Origin of the sequence: Pseudomonas sp. B28(2017) (assembly GCF_002113025.1) — a bacterium.
Taxonomy (GTDB): Bacteria; Pseudomonadota; Gammaproteobacteria; order Pseudomonadales; family Pseudomonadaceae; genus Aquipseudomonas.
Window position 1 is genome coordinate 868,628 of the sequence record NZ_NEJH01000001.1, and the last position, 21,109, is coordinate 889,736.

Genomic DNA, 21,109 nt, shown 5'->3' on the forward strand with positions numbered 1-21,109 from the left:
TCTATTCAACCTGCGTTCACGGGCCGTCGCCTCCTTGAGGCGCAATACCAGCCTGTAGGTACGGTTGCCACGGGGAATTGACCCTTAGTTGAGCACTGCTGATTGCATTCCATTCAGCAAGGGCTCCGTGCGCCTGTACGACCAGGTCCCGTCGTTCAATTTTCGAATTTCATTTATGGGGTTCAACACTAAACCGCGCGCTTGCAGCCGTGTTTTATGCGTGTGGTTTCCTGATTAGTCGAGCATCGAGGAAACAACCATGGCCAGCTTCATCAAGTCCGATCTCGAGTTCATTCTCGAACAAATTTTCATCGCCGAACGGAATGCGGCAGGCGCGAGCCTGATAGACATGCTGCCGAACGTAGAAGTACCTTTCGGCCTGCGCACCGTCTCCGGCATCCTCAACAACCTGGCCGATCCCCAGTTCGGTGCCGCCGACAACATCTTCCCGCGCATGACGACGCCGGTATTCAATACCGCGCAGGTACAGCCGGCCGGCTTCTTCGGTCCCACCGATCCTGGCGGAACCACGCCGACCTCCTACCTGCAGACCAGCGGTTTCGTCTTTGACTCGCAGCCGCGCACCATCAGCAACCTGATCGTCGACCAGACTGCCAACAACCCGGCGGCGGTCGCGGCCGCAGCGTTCAATCCGGATTCACAGACGGTCACCAGCCCCGGTCTGGATGGCCTGTTCGGCACCGCCGACGACGTTTCCGTGTTCCAGATCCCCAATATCACGCCAGACGCGGGCCTGACCGTGCCCTTCAACGCCTGGATGACCTTCTTCGGCCAGTTCTTCGACCATGGCCTGGACCTGGTCACCAAGGGTGGCAGCGGCACAGTGTTCATTCCGCTGCAGCCCGACGATCCACTGTTCGTGCCTGGTAGCCCGACCAACTTCATGGTGTTGACCCGGGCCACCAATCTGCCCGGCCCCGATGGCATCCTCGGCACGGCCGACGACATCCACGAACAGCAAAATACCACCTCGCCGTTTGTCGACCAGAACCAGACCTACAGCTCGCATCCTTCGCATCAGGTATTCCTGCGCGCCTATGAGCTCAACGCCGCCGGTGATCCGGTGGCCACCGGCAAGCTGATCACCAATCGTGACCTGGGGGCCGACGGTGTGTTCGGCACCGCCGACGACGTCGAAATCGGTGGCATGGCCACCTGGAAGGTGGTCAAGGCCCAGGCCCATGATCTGCTCGGCATCAACCTGACCGATGCCGATGTGTTCAATCTGCCGCTGCTGGCGACCGACGCCTACGGCAACTTCCTCAAGGGGCCCAACGGCCTTCCGCAAGTGGTGATGAAGGGCCCGGATGGCATTGCCGGCACCGCCGACGACATACTCGTCGAAGGTAACCGCGCCGCTCCCATCGACCTGACGAACGCCGTGCGCACCGGTCACCAGTTCCTCATCGACATTGCGCACAGCGCCGATCCCACCGGCGGCCTGACGCCCGACGCGGACACCGTCATTGGCGGCCCGCAAGCGCCCGGCACCTACGACAACGAGTTGCTGGATGCGCACTACATCGCCGGCGATGGCCGCGTTAACGAGAACATCGGCCTGACCACCGTTCACTCCGTGTTCCACCACGAGCACAACCGGCTGGTTGACCAGACCAAGCAGACGGTGCTGGCCTCCAACGATCTCGATTTCCTGAACAAGTGGCTGATGCCCGACGCCCAATTGACAGCGTTGCCAGTGACGCCTGCCGACATCGCGGCCCTGCACTGGAACGGCGAGCGGTTGTTCCAGGCCGCCAAGTTCGGCACCGAGATGCAGTACCAGCACCTGGTGTTCGAGGAGTTCGCGCGCACCGTCCAGCCGCAAGTGGACGCCTTCCTGGCCCCCATGGGTAACGACACCACGATCGACCCGTCGATCGTCGCCGAGTTCGCGCACACCGTCTTTCGCTTCGGCCATTCGATGCTGGTGGAGACGGTCGATCGTTTCGACGCCAACTTCAACGTCGTCGGCGACGGCAATCCGACTGTCGCGGGCAATCAACAGACCGGCCTGATCGCGGCCTTCCTCAACCCGCTGGCATTTGCTGCGAGCGGCCCGACCCCTGAGCAGGCGACAGGCGCCGTCGTACGCGGTCTGACCCGCCAGGTCGGCAACGAGATCGATGAGTTCGTGACCGACGCGGTGCGCAACAACCTGGTCGGTCTGCCGCTGGACCTGGCCGCCCTCAACCTGACGCGCGGCCGCGACGCCGGCATCCCGTCGCTGAACGCGGCGCGGCGCGAGTTCTACCACATGACCGGCGACAGCCAGTTGACCCCCTACACGAGCTGGGCCGATTTCGCGCAGCACATGAAACACCCGGAATCGCTGGTCAACTTCATCGCCGCCTACGGCACGCATTCAACCATCACTAGCGCTACGACGATGGCGGGCAAGCGCGCCGCGGCAGCAGACCTGGTGTTCGGCAGTGCGACTGCGCCAATCGACCGTCTCGACTTCCTGCACAGCACCGGTGTCTGGGCGAACAACGCCGGTGCGGACGGTATTCCGAACACCGCAGACGACTTTACTATCTCCGGCCTGGACAACGTCGATTTCTGGATCGGTGGCCTGGCCGAGGAGAAAATGCCCTTTGGCGGCCTGCTGGGTTCGAGCTTCAACTTCGTCTTCGAAACCCAGTTGGAAAACCTGCAGAACGGCGACCGCTTCTACTATCTGGCCCGCACCGCGGGACTCAACTTCGGCACCGAGCTTGAGAACAATTCGTTCGCCAACCTGGTGATGCTCAACAGCGACGCCACCCACCTCCCGGCCAACATATTCCAGACGCCGGCCTTCATCCTCGAGACCGACCCGTTGCACCAGTTCAACCAGAGCGTGGTGGCCGGCCCGGACGGCATCGTCGGCACGGCCGACGATCTGCCCGCCAACGCCGATCCGTTCGGCCCGTCGGATCACCCGATCGGCTCACCACGGATTGACCATTTCACGCCGCTGGTGATCCGTGACAACCCCGACACAGTGGGCCCGGATACCAACTACCTGCACTACACCGGCGGTGATACGGTCGTGCTCGGCGGCACGGCCGGCAACGACATCCTCATTGCCGGCGACTCGGACGACGACACCGTCTATGGCGACGCCGGCAACGACCGGCTCGACGGCGGCTACGGCAATGACAACATCTTCGGCGGCACCGGTGACGACATCATCACCGACATCGGCGGCGACGACGTCATCCACGGCGAGGACGGCAACGACGTCATCCAGGCCGGCAACTCGACCCTGGCCGGCAACAATCTGGTCCTCGGCGGTGACGGTAAAGACTTCGTCATCACCACCGAGGACATCTCGATGATCTTCGGCGGCAAGGGCGACGACTTCCTCCTCGGCAACAAGGTCAACCTCTCGCCACAGGGCGACGAAGGCGACGACTGGATCGAGGGCGGCACCCAGGATGGTGCGGTCGGCGACAGCAATAGCCCCACGTTGTCCGACGATGTGCCCGGTAACGATATCTTCATCGGAAAGGGTGGATTCGATGAAATGATCGGCGAAGGTGGCGACGACGTCTTCGTCGCCAGCGACGCTCAGGACAAGATGGACGGCATGTCCGGATTCGACTGGACCACCTACAAGAATGACAAGTACGGCGTGACCGTCGACATGGTCGTGCCTTTCTTCAGCCCCTATCACCCGGTGCCCGATGCAGCGGGCAATATCGTGGGTGCATTCGCGCAATCTCCCGATGCGGTCTATGACCGGTTCGCGGAAGTGGAGGGCCTGTCGGGGTCGGCCTTCGCCGACTTCCTGCGCGGCGATGAACAAAACGCAGCCATCATTGCCAACATCACGGCCAGGGGCAGCATCCTCACCAACTTCGATCTCGTCAGTGGCCTGCGGGCCTTCGTCGGCAGCGCCGGTTTCGGTGCCGACGGTATCGGCGGGACGGCCGACGATCAGTTCGGCGCGGGCAACATCATCCTCGGCGGCGATGGCAGCGACATCATCGAAGGCCGTGGCGGCAGTGACCTCATCGACGGCGACAGCTGGCTCAACGTGCGCATCAGCGTGCGCCAGAACATCGATGGCACCGGGCCGGAGATCGCCACCTTCGACAGCATGGTGCCCTTGATCCCGCTCATGCTGAACGGCACCTTCAACCCCGGCCAGCTCGTCGCCGTGCGCGAAATCCTGCCCGGGACATCCGCAGGCGGGGCTGCGTTTGACACCGTCAACTTCATGGGCCCGCTGGCGAACTACACGATCGCCGTCAACGGCATCGTCGTTGATCCCGCCGTTGCCCTCAATATCGTCGGCACCGACATCGTCACCGTGACCGACAATGTCGGTCAGGAAGAAACCGACCGTCTCACCAATATCGAGCGGCTGCAGTTCTCCGATCAATCCGTGGTCCTCGTGCAAGGGGTCAACGCCGAGCCTGTGGGTGCGCTGACGGTGAGCAACACCGCGCCGACCGTTGGCCAGACGCTGACCGCGTCGGCGGCCGGCATCACCGATGGCGACAACGCGGGCGGGGCGATCCACAATCCCATCAGTTACATCTGGCAGTTTGAAGCGACACCGGGCTCGGGCGTCTTCGAGGACATCATCCTCGGCCCAGGCCGCATCGGTATCGGATTTACCAGGGCGGACCAGCCCACTTTCAAGGTGACCTCGGATCTTGCCGGCCTGGCAATCCGCGTCAAAGCCTTCTATGCGGACGATCATGGTGTGACCGAGCAGGTATTCTCGGCACCCACTACCGCAGTAGTGGCTGCGCCGCCGGCCCCGGTAGTGGCGCCTTCGCTGATCGATCCGCAGACCACTGCCCCCAGCAACGGTGTGCGTTACACGCAATCGGACCTGGCGTTCATCCTTGACCAGATCAAGATAGCGGAACGCAACGCGGCCGGTGAGAACCTGAACTCGCTGCTCGACAACGTACGGATGCCGTTCGGTTTACGTACGGTCGAAGGGACGGAGAACAACCTGCTCCATCCCGAGTTCGGGGCCGCGGATAATGTATTCCCGCGCCTGACCACGCCGGACTTCCGCACGGCCGACGCCGGCACGAGTTACACCCAGACCAGTGGCCTGGTGATCGACTCGCAGCCGCGCACCATCAGCAACCTGATCGTCGACCAGACCGCCAACAACCCGGCGGCGGTCGCGGCTACCTTCGATCCGGGTCTGGATGGCATTCTCGGCACGGCTGACGATGTGCTCAAGGCCGGTGCGCAGGTGGTGACCGGAACCCGTACCGACGGCACGACGTTCCAGACCTTCTTCGACCCGAACATAAGCCCCGACGCGGGCCTGACCGCGCCCTTCAACCAATGGATGACCTTCTTCGGGCAGTTTTTCGACCATGGTCTGGACCTCGTTACCAAGGGCGGCTCGGGCACCGTGTTCATTCCGCTGCAGCCGGATGATCCGCTGTTCGTGCCCGGTAGCCCGACCAACTTCATGGTGCTGACGCGCGCCACCAATCAGCCTGGCCCCGATGGCATTCTGGGCACGGCCGATGACATCCACGAGAACACCAACACCACCTCGCCGTTTGTCGACCAGAACCAGACCTACAGCTCGCATCCCTCGCACCAGGTGTTCCTGCGCGCGTACGAGCTCAACGCAGCCGGCGATCCGGTGGCCACCGGCAAGCTGATCGAGAATCGTGATCTGGGCGCCGATGGCGTGTTCGGCACGGCCGACGACGTCGGGATCGGCGGCATGGCCACCTGGAAGGTGGTCAAGGCGCAGGCGAACGCGCTGCTGGGCATCAACCTCACCGATGCCGATTTCGACAACGTGCCATTGCTGGCGACCGACGCCTACGGCAATTTCATCAAGGGGCCGAACGGCTTCCCGCAAGTGGTGATGAAGGGGCCTGACGGCATTGCCGGTACGGCCGACGATGTGCTCGTTGAAGGTAATCCGCTGGCGCCCATCAGCCTGGTCGATGCCGTGCGCACTGGCCATGCCTTCCTCAACGACATCGCGCACACCGCCGTTCCGGTGGACAGCCAGACCGGCGCAGCGCTCCTGCCTGATGTAGACACCGTTGCGGGCGGCCCGGTGGCCGCAGGCTTCTACGACAACGAACTGCTGGACGCGCACTACATTGCCGGCGATGGCCGGGTCAACGAAAACATCGGCCTGACCACCGTCCACTCCATCTTCCACCATGAGCACAACCGCCTGGTCGATCACACCAAGGCGGTGGTCCTGGCGACAGCGGCAAGCGGCGATGTATCGTTCCTGAACGAGTGGCTGCTGACGCCTGTCACTGCCGTTCCCGCCGATACCTCGACCCTCGACTGGAACGGCGAGCGCCTGTTCCAGACCGCGAAGTTCGGCACCGAGATGCAGTACCAGCACCTAGTGTTCGAGGAGTTCGCGCGTACCATCCAGCCGATGGTCGATCCGTTCTTCGCCCCGGGGCAGGTGTACGACACCGCGATCGATCCGAGCATCGTTGCCGAGTTCGCGCACACCGTCTATCGCTTCGGGCACTCGATGCTGCTGGAGCAGGTCGACCGGCTTGATCCGAACTTCGCCTCGAGCGATATCGGGCTGATTCAGGCCTTCCTCAACCCGCTCGAGTTCGCGGGCAGCGGTCCCACTCCGGAACAGGCGGCCGGTGCCATCGTGCGCGGCGTGACCCGTCAGGTGGGCAACGAGATCGACGAGTTCGTCACCGAAGCCCTGCGCAACAACCTGCTGGGTCTGCCGCTCGATCTGCCCTCCATCAACCTGGCGCGCGGCCGCGATACCGGCATTCCGTCCCTGAACGCCGCGCGGCGGGAGTTCTATCTGCCCACCGGCGACGCAGAGCTCAAGCCCTACACGAGCTGGGCCGATTTCGTGCAGCACATAAAGCATCCGGAATCGCTGATCAACTTCATCGCCGCCTACGGCACGCACCCGACCATCACCGCCGCCACCACGCTGGCGGACAAGCGCGCCGCAGCTGCGGACCTGGTGTTGGGCGGCGCGACCGCACCGGCAGACCGTGTCGACTTCCTGAACAGCACCGGCGCCTGGACCAGCACCGCGGGTGCGGACGGTGTATTGCACACGGCAGACGATGTGACCATCACCGGCCTGGATAACATCGACTTCTGGGTTGGCGGGCTGGCCGAGGAGAAGATGCCCTTTGGCGGCATGCTCGGCTCGACCTTCAACTTCGTCTTCGAGAACCAGATGGAGAAACTCCAGGACGGTGACCGCTTCTACTATCTGGAGCGCACCGCCTCGATGGACTTTGGTGCCGAGCTTGAGAACAACACGTTCTCCTCGCTGGTGATGGCCAATACCGACGCTACACACCTTCCTGGCAGGGTGTTCCTGACGCCGGCCTACACTCTGGAGGTCAACCAGGCGAACCAGTACAACCCGAGTGTCATAGCCGGTCCAGACGGCATTGTCGGCACCGCCGACGATCTGCCGGCCAATGCTGATCCGTTTGGCCCGTCGAACCACCCGATTGGCTCACCACGCAGTGACTTCCTCACGCCACTGGTGATCCGCGACAATCCCGCCACGCCGGGTCCGGATACCAACTACCTGCACTACACCGGTGCCGATACGGTCGTGCTGGGCGGTACGCCCGGCAACGACATCCTCATTGCCGGTGACTCGGACGACGACACGGTCTATGGCGATGCCGGTAACGACCGAATCGATGGCGGCTACGGCAACGACCAACTCTTTGGCGGTACCGGTGACGACATCATCACCGACATCGGCGGCGACGACGTCATCCACGGCGAGGACGGCAACGACGTCATCCAGGGCGGCAACGGCCTCAACCTGATCCTCGGCCAGGCCGGCCAGGACTTCATCATCACCGGCGAGGACGCGGCCGATACCAGCGGCGGCCTGGGCAACGACTTCATCCTTGGCAGCAAGGCGAACGAATTCGCGCGCGGTGGCGAAGGTGACGACTGGATCCAGGGTGGATCCGCCGATGGTGTTGCCGGCGACAACTTCGACGCATTCGGCAACGATCCGATCAAAGGCAACGATGTGTTCATGGGCGATGGCGGACCGGACAACTTCGACGGGGAGGGCGGTGATGACATCATGATCGGCAGCCCCAGCGAGGCGGACCGTTTCATCGGCTTCTCCGGTTTCGACTGGGCAACCTTCAAGGACGACCCGGCTGGCGTGACCATCGGCCTCAACTCCAGGCTGCGCTTCTTCGACCAACCGCAGGTGCCCGGTTCCACCGCGTCGATCCTTGCCCGGCTGGACCTGGTGGAAGGGCTGTCGGGATCGTCACACGCCGACTTCCTCAGCGGCGACGATTCCGATGCTGCATTGCTCGCTGTGGCTGGCGTCAACGGCAGCGTGCTCACCAACTTCGACCTCATCAGCGGTCTACGGGCGTTCGTCGGCGCCGCCGGCAACGGGGCGGACGGCATCGCCGGCACGGCCGACGATAAGTTCGACGGGGGCAACATCGTCCTGGGCGGCGCTGGCAGCGACGTCATCGAAGGCCGCGGCGGCGATGACCTCATCGACGGCGACAAATGGCTCAACGTACGCATCAGCGTGCGGCAGAACATCGATGGCACCGGCCCGGAAATCGCCACCTTCGACAACATGACGCCGCTGGTCCCGCTGATGTTGAACGGCACCTATAACCCCGGCCAGCTCCAGGTTGTCCGTGAGATCCTGACCTCGACCACTCAGGACTTCGACACGGCGCTGTTCTCCGGCAATTTTGCGGATTACACCGTGGTCAACAACGCCAACGGCACCTTGACGGTCACCGACAGCGTCGCTGGCAGGGACGGGACTGACACCCTCAGCAATATCGAGCGGTTGCAGTTCGCCGATCAGGCGGTTGTTCTCGGCGGTGTGAACTCGGTGCCGGTCGGCTCGCTGAGGATCGACGATCCCACGCCAGCCGTCGGCCAGACGCTGACCGTCTCGGCGGCCGGCATCACCGATGCCGACAATACCGCGACTGGCGGCGCGATCACCAGCCCCATCAGTTACTTCTGGCAGTTCGAAGCGCGCCCGGGCTCGGGGGTCTTCGAAGACATCACCTTCTTTGCCGCCGGTGAGGTCGCGCGCGCGGAGGGTACGACCGTCACGGTGGGCTCGGAACTCAGGGTCCCACCACCAGCGACTCTCATTGGCGCCGTGCCGGCTATTCCGCAACTCGTCGTGGCAACCGGACTGGCTCTGCGCGTCAGGGCGGTCTACAAGGACGCCAATGGCGTGCTTGAGGAAGTGTTCTCGGCACCGACCGCACCCATCACGGCGGCCGGTACCGGCACCGTCAATGTCCTGCCTGTTGGCACTGTGCTGATCAGCGATACGACCCCGACGGAAGCCACGGCCTTGACCGCCACGGATGCGTTCACCGACGCCAACGGGACCACGACTTCGGTGATTACCCATCAGTGGCAGGCGGGCAGCGGTGCGATCTTTACCGACATCGCCGGCGCGACGGGCACGACCTTCACGCCCGACCAGGCGCAGGTCGGTCAGCAACTGCGTATCGTCGCGAGCTACACCGATGACCTCGGCACATTTGAGCAAGTCACCTCTGCCGCAACGACAGTGGTCGGTGATCTGTTTGTCGGTACCGCCGGTGTCGACATCTGGACCGGCACAACAGGCGACGACGTGGCCAGCGGAGGTGCTGGCAATGACATCCTGAACGGCTTGGGCGGCAACGACATCCTCAATGGTGACGCGGGCAATGACGTGCTCATCGGCGGTCTTGGTGCCGATACGATGGCCGGCGGCGATGGCAACGATATCTACGAAGTCACCGACGCTGGGGACGTGGTGACCGAACTCGCCGGTGGCGGCATCGACGAGGTCTGGACCTCGCTCTCGAGCTACACCCTGAGTGACAACGTCGAGAATCTGTTTTTCGGCGGCAGCGGCAACTTCGCGGGCACCGGCAACGTGCTCGACAACACGATCGTGGGCGGTGCGGGTAACGACATCATCATCGGTGCCGGAGGTGCCGACACGATGGTCGGCGGCGGTGGCAGCGATATCTACGAAGTCACCGACACCGGGGACCAGGTGATCGAGCTCGCCGGTGGCGGCAACGACACGGTCTGGACCTCGCTCGCGAGCTACAGCCTGGGTGCCAACGTCGAGAATCTGTTCTTCGGCGGCAGCGGCAACTTCGCGGGCACCGGCAACGTGCTCAACAACGAGATGGCGGGCGGTGCGGGTAATGACGTCCTCATCGGTGCCGCAGGTGCCGACACAATGTCCGGCGGTGCTGGCAACGATATCTACGAAGTCACCGACCCTGGGGACCAGGTGATCGAGGCCGCCGGTGCCGGCATCGACGAGGTCTGGACCTCGCTCGCGAACTACGCCCTGAGTGCCAACGTTGACAATCTGTTTTTCGGTGGCAGCGGCAACTTTGCGGGTACCGGCAACGAGCTGGTCAACACGCTCAGGGGCGGTGCGGGTAACGACATCCTCATCGGTAACGGAGGTGCCGACACGATGGCCGGTGGCGGCGGCAACGATATCTACGAAGTCACCGACCTTGGGGACGTGGTAGGCGAGAACCTCGGTGACGGCAACGACACCGTCTGGACCTCGCTCGCGAGCTACACCCTGGGGGCCAACGTCGAGAATCTGTTTTTCGGCGGCAGTGGCAACTTTGTGGGCACTGGCAACGAGCTGGCCAACACGATCGTGGGGGGTGCAGGTGACGACTTCATCGTCGGCGCTGGCGGTAACGACGTGATGAGTGGCGGCGTGGCCGGCAACGATACGTTCGTGTTTGGTGCCGCGGGTTTCGGCAACGATACGGTCCTGAACTTCTTGGCCAATCCGGGCACAGGGCACGACTTGCTCGATCTCAGGCCGATGGGGATCACCAGCGCAACGTTCGCTGCCAACGTGACCATCACGGCTAGCGGGGCGGACACGGTGGTCGGGATCGGGGCGGACACGATTCACCTTGTGGGTGTCAACAGCGCGGGCGTTGATCAGACGGACTTCATTCTGGCCACTTGAGGTACTGGTCAGTAGTGTCGCAGGGAGCGTGGACAGCGGAGGGGAGGGCAATGGATGCCCTCCCTTTTTCCTTCCATTCAATGACCCATCAGTTTCGCGTTAAAGATCTCGGGCAGTGATATTTCAGCAGTGCGCTGGTTGCTCAAAGACCGCCGAGCGAGGTGGTGTTGAGTGTCAGCCGGGGAACTGATCTCCAAACATGGGGTACCCGCCGGCGGAACCTTCGCGTGTTGTCTCGTCCTGGATCACATCCCAGTGTTCGACCATCACACCGTCCTCCAGGCGCACGCCATCGCGGTTTGAGTCTGATATCGCTTACGCCCTTTCGAGCAAGTGCTCCAGAAACAATCCCGCCGCGACCGACAACGCCTCTCGCGACCTCACACACACGCTGAGTTCGCGGGAGGCCCACGGCTCATCCAGCCTGATCGCCTTCGCACCGTCCATTTTGTAAATCGCCGCGCTCCCCTCGGGCAGGATGCCAATGCCCAGGCCGGCCTGAACCATCAGGCATAGCGCGTCGTAGCTGGAGACTTCCATGCGGATTTTCAGCGAACGCCCCAGGTCGTTGGCCGCCTTGATCAACTGAAAGTTGAGATGAGTGCCACTGCGCAAGGCTATGTATTCGTGATCCAGGGTTTCGCTGAACTTGACGGAGTGGCGTGTCGCCAGCGGATGCCCGAGGGGCACAAGTAACACCAGGCGATCGGTACGAAAAGGGAAAACCTCGATATCGGCACCGTGCGGAAGACGGGTGAAGATGCCAATGTCAGTGCGATTTTCGGACACGGCCTTGGTGATGGCCAGGCTTTGCCTTTCTTCGAGGCTGATATTGATCAGTGGGTACAGTTCCATGAACGACTTGATCAGGCCCGGGAGGAATTGGGTGATGGCGGAAATATTGGCCAGGACATGCACCGAGCCACGGCGGCCATGGGAGTAGTCACGCATCTGCACGACGATTTCATTGAGGTTGTTCAATGCACTGCGCGCCATGAACAGTAGCGACAGACCGGCGTCGGTCGGGGTGATGCCTTTGTTGGTGCGATTGAGCAGTTTCGAGTCGAGCAGTTCTTCCAGCTCGCTGAGCCGTTTGCTGACCGCCGCCGCGGCGATGTGTTCGCGTTTGGCGGCGGCAGCAATGGTGCCTTCTTCAACGACGCTGACAAAGAGTCGCAACGAGACCGGATCGAGTTTCATGGGAGGTACCGGTTTGGCCTGAGTGGCCAGCATAGTACCTCCTTCGACATCGGCTCAAAACGTCCCGGACAACAGATGGCCGGCGTTGGGTACTTGTGCCTTGAGGCCAAGGGTTTTCAACATCTGGTAAACGGTGGCGACCGATGCCGACAGCACCGGCTTGTCGAGGCGATCCTGGACAAGCTGGATCGCGGGTAGCGACGGCATTTGCACGCAGCACGACAACACCACGCCATCGGCCTGGCCGATGTTGAGCCGGTCGGCGTGAGCCAGCAGATTCATCGGGTCCAGACGCCCGACTTCGAGGTTGTCGGAAACCTCCAGGCTGATGGAATCGACCACTTCGATTCCGGCCGCTTCGATGTAGTCGATGACCTGTTGGGTCAGCGGCTTCATGTACGGGGTGATGATCGAGATTTTTTTGTAATCGAGCATTTTCAGACTGTCGATCAGTGCGCCTGCGGAGCTGAGTACTGGTGCGTTCGATTGATTGGACGCCACTGTCTTGCTCAGTCGCTCTTGCGAGACTTTGTGATAGCCCGCGCCTTGGCACATGATCGCCACCAGGCAGGCATAGGCCATGACATCCACTCGCGCATCGCTCAATTCCAGCGCGCAACGGTCGCTGTCGATGTCCATCTTCTTCAGCTCTTCGGGGCTGACGTGCATCATGCGCATGCGTGAGGAGTGAAAGGTAAAGCGCTCTTCGGGAAACAGTTCGTAGCGCGAAGTCAGCATGGCCGGAATTTCGGTTTCCATTGTCGTGTTGGAACTGGGAACGATTTGGCCGATGCGAAAATTTTTCATGGAATTCTTCCTTTGAGCAGTTCAGGTCAGTTGCCGCTGGTGAGTTGAACGCCTTTGGTTTCCTGCAACGTGAACACCATGACAGCGGCGATGACGTAGGAAACGGAGGCAAGGGAAATGGTGGCGGTGAAGCCGATGAGCGGGATCAGTACTGGCACCAGCTTGATGCCGGCGATGGCACCGACTCGGCCGAAGTTGAAACAGAATCCCGACGCAGTTGAACGAATGCTGGTCGGGAACAACTCCGAGTACCAGGCGCCGAACCCGCTGAAATAACCGGTGAAGAAGCCCAGCAGTGCCGCCAGCGAACCGAGGGCGATGACATTCTGGGTGGTGAACAGCAGCTTGCCGTCCGTCAATGGCATCAAGGTCGCCGTGTAGGCAAACACCGGCACCATGATTGCCATGCCGCCAAAAAATACAGCGAACGACAGGCGACGACCGATGCTTTCCGCCAGGTAGCCGTAGGCCAGGTAACCGATGGTGGCGCCGATGCCGATCCAGATGACAAACACCGGAGCCTGATCGATGCGCACATTCAGAATGCTCTGCAGGTAAGCCGGCATGAACGTGGTGATGATCCAGTAACCGTACATGCCCAGTACCGAAATGCTCAGGCCCAGCAGGGTCACTTTCAGGTATTGCGGGCGGAATATTTCCAGCAGTCGACCCTTGTCGCTGTTACGCCGCATGAATTCACGGTTGGCCAGCCAGACAGGTGATTCCTTGACGAACAGCCAGATGAACACCAGGGTGAAATACGCCGGGATCGAGGCGTAGATGAACAAGCTGCGCCAGGATTCAGGGTTGCCGCCATCGAGGAACGTCCAGGCGAAAATCGCCGCCAGCAGCCCACCACCCGACCAGCCGGTCTGCATCACCGCAAAGGCCTTGGCACGACCGGCCGCAGGCCAGATCTCGGACACCAGCGCCGCCGCGGCGGACCACAAGCCACCGACGGCGATGCCGACACAGAAGCGGAACACATTGAGTTGCCACAGGCTGTCGGCAAAAGCACAGAGCAGGGTGCCGGTGCCGTAGACGAACACCGACAGCATCATGGTTTTCTTGCGGCCGATCTTGTCGGAAATGTTGCCGAGGAAGAAACCACCGATGCCGGTGGCCAGCAGAAACCAGGCCACCGTGGAGACCACGTCGCCCAGGCCGACGGCGAAGGTCTTGGCGACCGCCAGCAGGACAAAGCCGAAGACGGTGGCATCCAGGGCATCGAATAGCCAGGCGGCCCAGGAACCACCCAGCGTCACGTAGCGCTGGGTGGCGGTCAGTTGACCGATTCTATCGACGACAGGAGCTTGCGCCGTGGAACTGGCGGCCAGGGTTTTCATGGTTCAACCTCGCGGGTTTGCGTTTTTATTCTTGGAGCTCGTGTGCCGAGTAGTGAATGGCAGCCGAGTGGTCATGTGCGACCGATGTTAGGAGAGGTGAAAGCCGTTCGTATATCAGCCATTCACGAGCCTGCCATCGCGGGTGACGATGGCAGTGAGGAGGGGTAAGAGAAGATCGCAATCGGAAGCCGGTACAACGTTTTTCACCGCGCTGCTGCCGCAGTCAGAAATACTTGAGCCAGCCGATATCGCGACGACGCGCCTTCAGTGCGGCGAACCAGCGCACAGGTAAGTACAGCGACGTGGCCAGGAGCATTGCCGTCAGCCACACAGCCCAGATGCCGTCGAAACCGAAGTAGCTACCCTGGTTCAAACCCAACAGTGCAACGCCGATCAGATACAGCACTTTCAGTACGTAAAGGTGAAGCAGATAGAAGAACATGGGTGCCGCACCAAATACCGCCAGGGCGCTGATCCACTTGCGTTGCCGGGCGAGCTCAAAGCCCAGAAGCAGTAACAGCCCCACCCCTAGAGTCAGAGCAAGGAATAGCAGGGAAGGTGGATATTTTGTGATGTTGAAAAAACTCATCAAGCTTTGTGCGGTGCTTTCGTAGGCCACCCAATGGGCTTCGCCATAACCATTGGCAAGGCGCAGTGCCAGGAAGCCTGTCAACGCTCCAATGCCTGCCAGCAACAGGTTGCGTTGACGCATGTTGACGCAGGCCGAACGAGCAAACCAGGGGCCGATGCAGTAACCCAGGGCGATCACCCCGATCCAGGGCAGAACAGGATAGGAGGTTCGCAACCTTAGCCCTTCGGATACGTCGATCCAGCCGCGATCATGGAGAACCGCCCAAGGCACGTGCATCGTTGCACCGACCGGGAAGTGCAGACCATCGAGCAGGTTGTGCCCGGCGACGATGAGCAAGCCCAAGGCAAACAGGATTGGCCTTGGCAGCCAGACCAGTATGGAGAGGGCAATCATGCTGACGCCGATGGCCCAGATCACCTGCATGTAAATCACAGTGGGTGGGAACTGGAATGTCCAGGCGAAATTCACCAAGGTGAACTCCAGCAGCACCAGGAACAGGCCGCGCTTGAACAGGAAGGTGGAAATGTCGCGCCTGCCCTGATGTTTTTCGCCGTACAGGTACGCAGACAGTCCAGTGAGAAGTACGAACACGGGGGCACACAGATGAGCGAGCGTCCGGCTGAAAAACAATGCCGGTTCGGTGGTCTCGATCCCCATCGGGTCAGCGACCTGGCGGTGCAGGAAGAAAGTCTCTCGCACGTGGTCCAGCAGCATGAATATGATCACTAATCCCCTGAGGGCATCGATGGACAACAGACGCTGGTTTAAGCGCGTAACGGGCGGAATATGAACAGGGATAGTCATCGGAAATCACAGGATGGGAGTGAACAGCTCTGCCAACAGTCGCTGACAGTTTGAGTAATGTTATCGTATAACACTATGTCGATCTCTCTGCAAAGAAGAACAGAGTGAAGCCCGTGATCGAACCCTCAATTTCGATATAGCCTGAAGCTAGCTATATATTCCATAAAACAAGTACAAACGTATTTTATAGTGCGTTTTAATCTAATCAGATTTTTACAACTGATTGGAGCTTCGTACTTGAAAACCACGGCATTGTTGTCTTTGGGCCTGGCGTTAGCCGCCAGTTGCTCTACGGCTTTTGCAGGCCCGATCCTGGATCGTGTGACAAAAAAAGGCGAGTTGACCGGCGTCCTGATGGAGAGTTATCCGCCGTTTTCCTTTCTCAATGAGCAGAACCAGCTGGACGGGTTTGACGTGGATGTCGCTAAGGCGGTTGCCCAGCGTCTTGGCGTCAAGCTCAAACTGGAGACCCCGTCGTGGGATGTGATCGCGGCTGGCCACTGGAGTGGACGTTATGACATCTGCGTTTGCTCGATGACCCCGAGTAAAGCCCGCGCCGAAGTGTTCGACTTCCCGGTCGAGTATTACCAGTCACCCGCGGTGATCGTAGTGAATGCCAAGGACAAAGACATCGCTGCGGGCAAAGACTTGTCCGGCAAAAAAGTCGGTGTGATCAGCGCGTCGACTTACGAAGCCTACCTGAACAAGGATCTGGTGATCGAAGGCGCCGAGGACAAACCGTTGAGCTATCCATTCGATAAAGTCCAGGTAGCTCCCTACGACAACGAGACAGTGGCCTTCCAGGATCTGGCACTGGGTACTGGCGTGCGTCTGGATGCCATGGTCACCAACCTCATCACCGCGCGTGAGCGTATTGCCCAGGATCCGCGCTTCAAGATTGCCGGCGATGCGCTCTACGCCGAACCGAACGTCGTGGCGATCGAGAAGGGTGATCCGCAATGGAATGCCAAAGTCACCGAGGTCATCACCCAACTCAAGGCTGACGGTACGCTGAGCAAGATTTCGCAGAAGTGGATCGGTGCCGATATCAGCCGATGACAGCCCTCAATTCACATCCCGCCAAGGCGACTCTCGCACCCGAAGCCGCGCCGCGCCGTCTGAGCCAGTTCTTTGGCTTTCGCACTCGCCTGTATTTGACGTGGGCGGCGCTGTTCGGTTTGTGCGTCATGTTTTTCATGAGCTTCGATCTGAAGTTCTCGATCATTCTGGAAAAGTGGCCGAATCTGGTCGGCCTGCATCTGGGGCCCAACGGTTTCCTGCAGGGTGCCGCACTGACGTTGTTTCTGTGCTTCTGCTCGATCTGGCTGTCACTGCTCCTGGGGTTTGTGACGGCGCTGGCGCGTTTGTCACGCAGTGCCGTGGCTTTCGGTATCGCGAGCTTTTACGCCTCTTTTTTTCGCGGTACTCCGCTGTTGATTCAAATTCTCCTGATCTACCTGGGTTTACCGCAGCTGGGCGTTGTTCCCGGGGCCATCAGCGCCGGTATCCTTGCGCTCTCGCTCAATTATGGGGCCTACCTCAGCGAGATCTTTCGCGCCGGCATCCTGGCCGTAGCACCTGGGCAGCGTGAAGCGGCGATGGCGCTGGGTCTCAGGCCGACGGCGACGTTTCTGCACGTCGTCCTGCCGCAAGCCCTGCGCACGATCATTCCTCCGACAACCAGCCAGTTCATTTCAATGCTCAAGGACTCCTCGCTGATCTCGGTGATGGGTGTCTGGGAGGTGATGTTCCTGGCGCAGTCCTATGGTCGGTCTTCATATCGCTACATCGAAATGCTCACCACCGCAGCCGTCATCTATTGGCTGCTGTCCATCGGGCTCGAGTTGATACAGCACCGCCTCGAACGCCACTACGGCAAAGGTTTCAAGCATCGGCGGTGACCCGCCCGGTTTAATCACTTATTTACAGGAACCACTATGTCCGATCCAAAACCTCTGCTGTTTGCACTCTACGAGCAGGCCAGTGTCGGTTGCGGCGGTGCGCCAAGCCTGTGGACGCACCCGGCCGACGAACGACTAACCATCAACTCTCTTGGCTACTGGTCGAACCTGGCACGCATTGCCGACCAGGCTCACCTCGACATGCTGTTTTTTGGTGATGTGCTGGGCTTCTACGATGTATTTGGCGGCAATGCCGATGCGGCCATGAAATGGGCGGTAGAAGCACCGGCGAACGATCCCTTGATGATCATCCCGGCCTTGGCTGCCGTGACGGAAAACCTGGCCTTTGGCGTCACCGTCACCACCAGCTACGAACATCCGTTTACCCATGCCCGGCGCTTCAGCACGCTGGATCACCTCACCAATGGCCGGGTCGGCTGGAACATCGTCACGTCTTACCTGTCCAGTGCCGCCCGCAACTTCGGCCTGGAGCAGATGATCAAGCATGATGACCGCTATGAGCGCGCCGAAGAGTTCCTCGATGTGGTCTACAAGCTCTGGGAGGGCAGTTGGGCCGACAACGCCGTGGTCGCGGACAGGTCGCGCCAACTCTATGCTCGGGGTGATCGTGTGCGGCCGATCAACCACGTCGGTGAGCATTACCGGGTGGCCGGGCCGCACTTGACCTCGCCATCGCCACAGCGCACGCCGTTGTTGATTCAGGCCGGCTGGTCGGGACGCGGACGTGAGTTTGCGGCCAAGCACGCCGAGCTGATCTTCATTGCCAAGTCCAACCCGCAGGAAATTCGTCAGGGGCTGGAAGAAATCTGGGCCAAGGCCCAGGCACGCGGTCGTCAGCGTGAGGATGTGAAATCACTGACGGTGCTGCGTATTGTCACGGCCAGGACCGAGATCGAAGCTCAGCGCAAATATGACGAACTGCAAAGCAACTATCACTTGCAGGCACAACTGGTCAGTTACGCGGGTGACACCGGCATCGACATCAGCCGCTACGCCGACAGTGATGCGCTTTCCACCCACACCGAAGGCATGACCTCCTACGTGATGCGCCCCGATGGCAGCGGCAAACCCTTGACCGCTGGCGATGTCAAACAACGGTTTGCCAACGTCACCCGAGGCAGCGATCTGATCCTGGTGGGCACCCCCCAACAGGTGGCCGAACGCATCGCGGAGCATGCACGAATCTCCGGCACCAGTGGCTACATGCTCAATCCGCTGATCAGCCCCGCAAGCCTTGAGGACTTCGTCGAACTGATCATCCCGGAACTGCAGAAACGTGGGCTGTACCGTACTCAACCGCAAAGCGGGACCTTCCGTTCGCGGTTACGGGCCGATGGTTCAAGTCTCTTGCCGGCGTCGGCCTATGGGGCCTCGTTCCGTTTCGACAAGGCTCTTTAGAGGGGATGGGGCGACTCGCCCCATACACCCCGTGCACCTTCGGCATTCAATGCCCGCGGTTGCTGCGAATCAACTCATAAGCGCGACGCACCAGAGGATTAAGCGTATTGGGTCGAATCCACAGGTGGTAAGTGACGTCCGGCAGACGGGGCAAACCATCGCTTTCACCCAGCACCCGCATGTCCGGGCCTAACATTTCCATACTTCTGGCAGTAACGCCAAGACCTGCACGCGTTGCTGCCTTGATGCCAATCAGGTTCGACGCCAGATATGCCTGGCGCCAGGGAATGTTGGCGCGCTCGAGTGCCTCAAGAGCATATCGTCGATAGATGCTGGGCTCATCCACCAGGATCAACGGCAAAGGCTCGCCGGGGTTATGAAGGAACTGCGCAGAGCAAATCCACCATACCGGCGAGGTACGCAAGGCAAAACCTTCCAGGCTGGGGTCTTCGCGAGTGGAGATCACCATGTCGACCTTGCCGCGGTGCAGGTCGTCCATGAGAAACGGGCTGCGGCCGACGTCGATTTCCAGGCGCAAACGCGGAGCCGAGCGCGCGATGTGACTGAGAATCGGTGGCAGGATGGTGTCGGCGATGTCATGGGGTGAGCCGATGCGCAGCACGCCGCTCAAGCTGCTTTCGCGCAAGGAGTTCAGCGCGTCATCGTTGAGCGAAAGCATTTGTCGGGCATGGCGCAGTAACTGCTGCCCGGCTTCCGTGAGCTGCTTTTGCCGCCCGCGTTTTTCGAACAGGCTGACCCCGACCTGTTGCTCCAGGCGTTGCATGTGCTGAGTGACCGACGATTGTGTGCGGGACAGTTGTACGCCGGCCTCGGCAAAACTGTGGTGATCGACCACGGCAATGAACGTGCGCAGTAATTCGAGATCGAGGGTCGACATGGCGGCGGCTTTTTATATCAAGGGTGCGAACATAAACATTACATTTATTTATGTATTTTGAGAAATTGATTTTTCAGGAATCTTGCGAAGGCCAATAAACACTGGCTTATGAGCGTTTATCTAAAAAATGACAGTGCCAGAGTTATAACGATATTAGATATTTGTATTTCCGTTACCTCCACGCTGTACGCAGGATGCCACTCATCGGATCGGTTTTTTGCCGATCATTCATGAGGGGGAAATCCATGTTGCTCGAGCGCGCGTCTGTAAAACGTTTATTGCCCGTGATGTTGGGCGCCTTCATCTCACTGGCCGCCAGCACCGCCGCCCAGGCTGACGCGACGCTGGACAGGATCGAGCAGCGTCATGTGCTGGTGGTCGGGGTGCTGTTGTCAGGTGGCCCCTTTGGCGGCATTGACCCGGCCACACAGAAACCCCGCGGTTTGAACGTCGAACTCGCACAGGAACTGGGTCGGCAGTTGGGCGCCGAAGTGCAACTGGTACCGGTATTGCCGGCCAACCGCGTGCAGTTTCTGCAGCAGGGCAAAGTGGATTTGCTGATCGCCAATATGGAATGGACGGCAGAACGCGGCGAGATCCTCGGTTTTGTACCGACACCGTTTTACCGGGTTGGCGGCACTGCCGCCGTGCTCAAGGACAGCAAGATCACTCGTTGGGAAGACCTGAAAGGGCAACCGGTCTGCACCTCTCAGGGCAGCAGCTACATCAAGCCGCTCACCGGGTTGGGCGTTGAGTTGAAAGCGTTCAAGAGTTCGTCCGAGTCCTTGTTGGCACTGCGTGGCAACAACTGCGTTGCAGCGGTACATGACGCCACACTGATCAATCCGTTAATCGCCGACAACACCGAATGGCAAGGCTATCGCGCCATCAGTCCGGAGCTCAACCCGGCGCCGTCGGTGATCTGGACGCGCCGTGGTGAAAGCGACACCCAGGCCAGGCTCGACCCGATCGTCAAGCAACTGCACCGCAGCGGCTGGTTGATCGAAGCCCAGACCCGCAACCACATCACTCCCGCGTCACCGGCGCTGGTCGAGCTGCAAAAGCAGTTCCAGGCCAACGGCGCCTGATTCACCTCATCGTATTCAATACGCCGCCGCATCGCGCGACGGCTATTTAAGGTAGTCG

10 protein-coding genes are annotated in these 21,109 nt (G+C 60.7%); 5 read left to right on the forward strand and 5 right to left on the reverse strand.

Annotated elements, in window-relative coordinates; translation table 11 throughout:
- Positions 1-259 precede the first annotated feature (259 nt).
- The gene (locus tag CAF65_RS03995) at positions 260-10,996 is read left to right on the forward strand and encodes a peroxidase family protein (RefSeq protein WP_085715114.1); all 10,737 of its coding nucleotides are present in this window, start codon (positions 260-262) and stop codon (positions 10,994-10,996) included.
- A gap of 315 nt (positions 10,997-11,311) precedes the next feature.
- Here CAF65_RS03995 and CAF65_RS04000 read toward each other — a convergent pair whose 3' ends face one another.
- The 4 genes from CAF65_RS04000 to CAF65_RS04015 form a co-directional block, all read right to left on the reverse strand.
- A complete protein-coding gene (locus CAF65_RS04000; protein WP_178076652.1) occupies positions 11,312-12,229 on the reverse strand; it encodes a LysR family transcriptional regulator in 918 nt (305 codons plus the stop codon).
- Between the two features lie 21 nt (positions 12,230-12,250).
- Positions 12,251-13,003 carry an Asp/Glu racemase gene (locus CAF65_RS04005; protein ID WP_085715115.1) on the reverse strand — a complete coding sequence of 251 codons (753 nt, stop codon included), beginning with the start codon at positions 13,001-13,003 and terminating at the stop codon, positions 12,251-12,253.
- A 26-nt stretch (positions 13,004-13,029) separates the two neighbouring features.
- The gene (locus CAF65_RS04010) at positions 13,030-14,349 is read right to left on the reverse strand and encodes an MFS transporter (RefSeq protein ID WP_085715116.1); all 1,320 of its coding nucleotides are present in this window, start codon (positions 14,347-14,349) and stop codon (positions 13,030-13,032) included.
- 223 nt (positions 14,350-14,572) lie between these two features.
- Entirely contained in the window at positions 14,573-15,745 is a 1,173-nt protein-coding gene (locus CAF65_RS04015; protein WP_085715117.1) for a DUF1624 domain-containing protein, read from the reverse strand.
- Positions 15,746-15,982: 237 nt separating this feature from the next.
- Here CAF65_RS04015 and CAF65_RS04020 point away from each other — a divergent pair, with 237 nt between their 5' ends.
- The 3 genes from CAF65_RS04020 to CAF65_RS04030 are packed head-to-tail and all read left to right on the forward strand — an operon-like array spanning position 15,983 to position 19,065.
- Positions 15,983-16,804: an ABC transporter substrate-binding protein gene (locus tag CAF65_RS04020; protein WP_085715118.1), complete on the forward strand. Its 822-nt coding sequence runs from the start codon at positions 15,983-15,985 to the stop codon at positions 16,802-16,804.
- Complete coding sequence (locus CAF65_RS04025; RefSeq protein WP_085715119.1) at positions 16,801-17,646, forward strand: amino acid ABC transporter permease; 846 nt, start codon at positions 16,801-16,803, stop codon at positions 17,644-17,646. Before CAF65_RS04020 ends, CAF65_RS04025 begins: the two co-directional genes overlap by 4 nt.
- Before the next feature lie 36 nt (positions 17,647-17,682).
- The gene (locus tag CAF65_RS04030; RefSeq protein ID WP_085715120.1) at positions 17,683-19,065 is read left to right on the forward strand and encodes an LLM class flavin-dependent oxidoreductase; all 1,383 of its coding nucleotides are present in this window, start codon (positions 17,683-17,685) and stop codon (positions 19,063-19,065) included.
- A 46-nt stretch (positions 19,066-19,111) separates the two neighbouring features.
- On the opposite strand, the gene CAF65_RS04035 is transcribed toward CAF65_RS04030, so the two are convergent.
- Complete coding sequence (locus CAF65_RS04035; protein WP_085715121.1) at positions 19,112-19,963, reverse strand: LysR substrate-binding domain-containing protein; 852 nt, start codon at positions 19,961-19,963, stop codon at positions 19,112-19,114.
- Between the two features lie 245 nt (positions 19,964-20,208).
- On the opposite strand from CAF65_RS04035, the gene CAF65_RS04040 reads away from it, so the two are divergent.
- Positions 20,209-21,051, forward strand: coding sequence for a transporter substrate-binding domain-containing protein (locus CAF65_RS04040; protein ID WP_085715122.1), 843 nt, complete (start codon positions 20,209-20,211; stop codon positions 21,049-21,051).
- Positions 21,052-21,109: the final 58 nt, after the last annotated feature.

Bases quoted from the DNA above. Each gene is read 5' to 3' on its own strand.
- CAF65_RS04010 (WP_085715116.1), bottom strand. From the start codon at position 14,349: ATGAAAACCCTGGCCGCCAGTTCCACGGCGCAAGCTCCTGTCGTCGAT.
- CAF65_RS04000 (WP_178076652.1), bottom strand. From the start codon at position 12,229: ATGCTGGCCACTCAGGCCAAACCGGTACCTCCCATGAAACTCGATCCG.
- CAF65_RS03995 (WP_085715114.1), top strand. From the start codon at position 260: ATGGCCAGCTTCATCAAGTCCGATCTCGAGTTCATTCTCGAACAAATT.
- CAF65_RS04030 (WP_085715120.1), top strand. From the start codon at position 17,683: ATGTCCGATCCAAAACCTCTGCTGTTTGCACTCTACGAGCAGGCCAGT.
- CAF65_RS04005 (WP_085715115.1), bottom strand. From the start codon at position 13,003: ATGAAAAATTTTCGCATCGGCCAAATCGTTCCCAGTTCCAACACGACA.
- CAF65_RS04035 (WP_085715121.1), bottom strand. From the start codon at position 19,963: ATGTCGACCCTCGATCTCGAATTACTGCGCACGTTCATTGCCGTGGTC.
- CAF65_RS04025 (WP_085715119.1), top strand. From the start codon at position 16,801: ATGACAGCCCTCAATTCACATCCCGCCAAGGCGACTCTCGCACCCGAA.
- CAF65_RS04015 (WP_085715117.1), bottom strand. From the start codon at position 15,745: ATGACTATCCCTGTTCATATTCCGCCCGTTACGCGCTTAAACCAGCGT.
- CAF65_RS04040 (WP_085715122.1), top strand. From the start codon at position 20,209: ATGTTGCTCGAGCGCGCGTCTGTAAAACGTTTATTGCCCGTGATGTTG.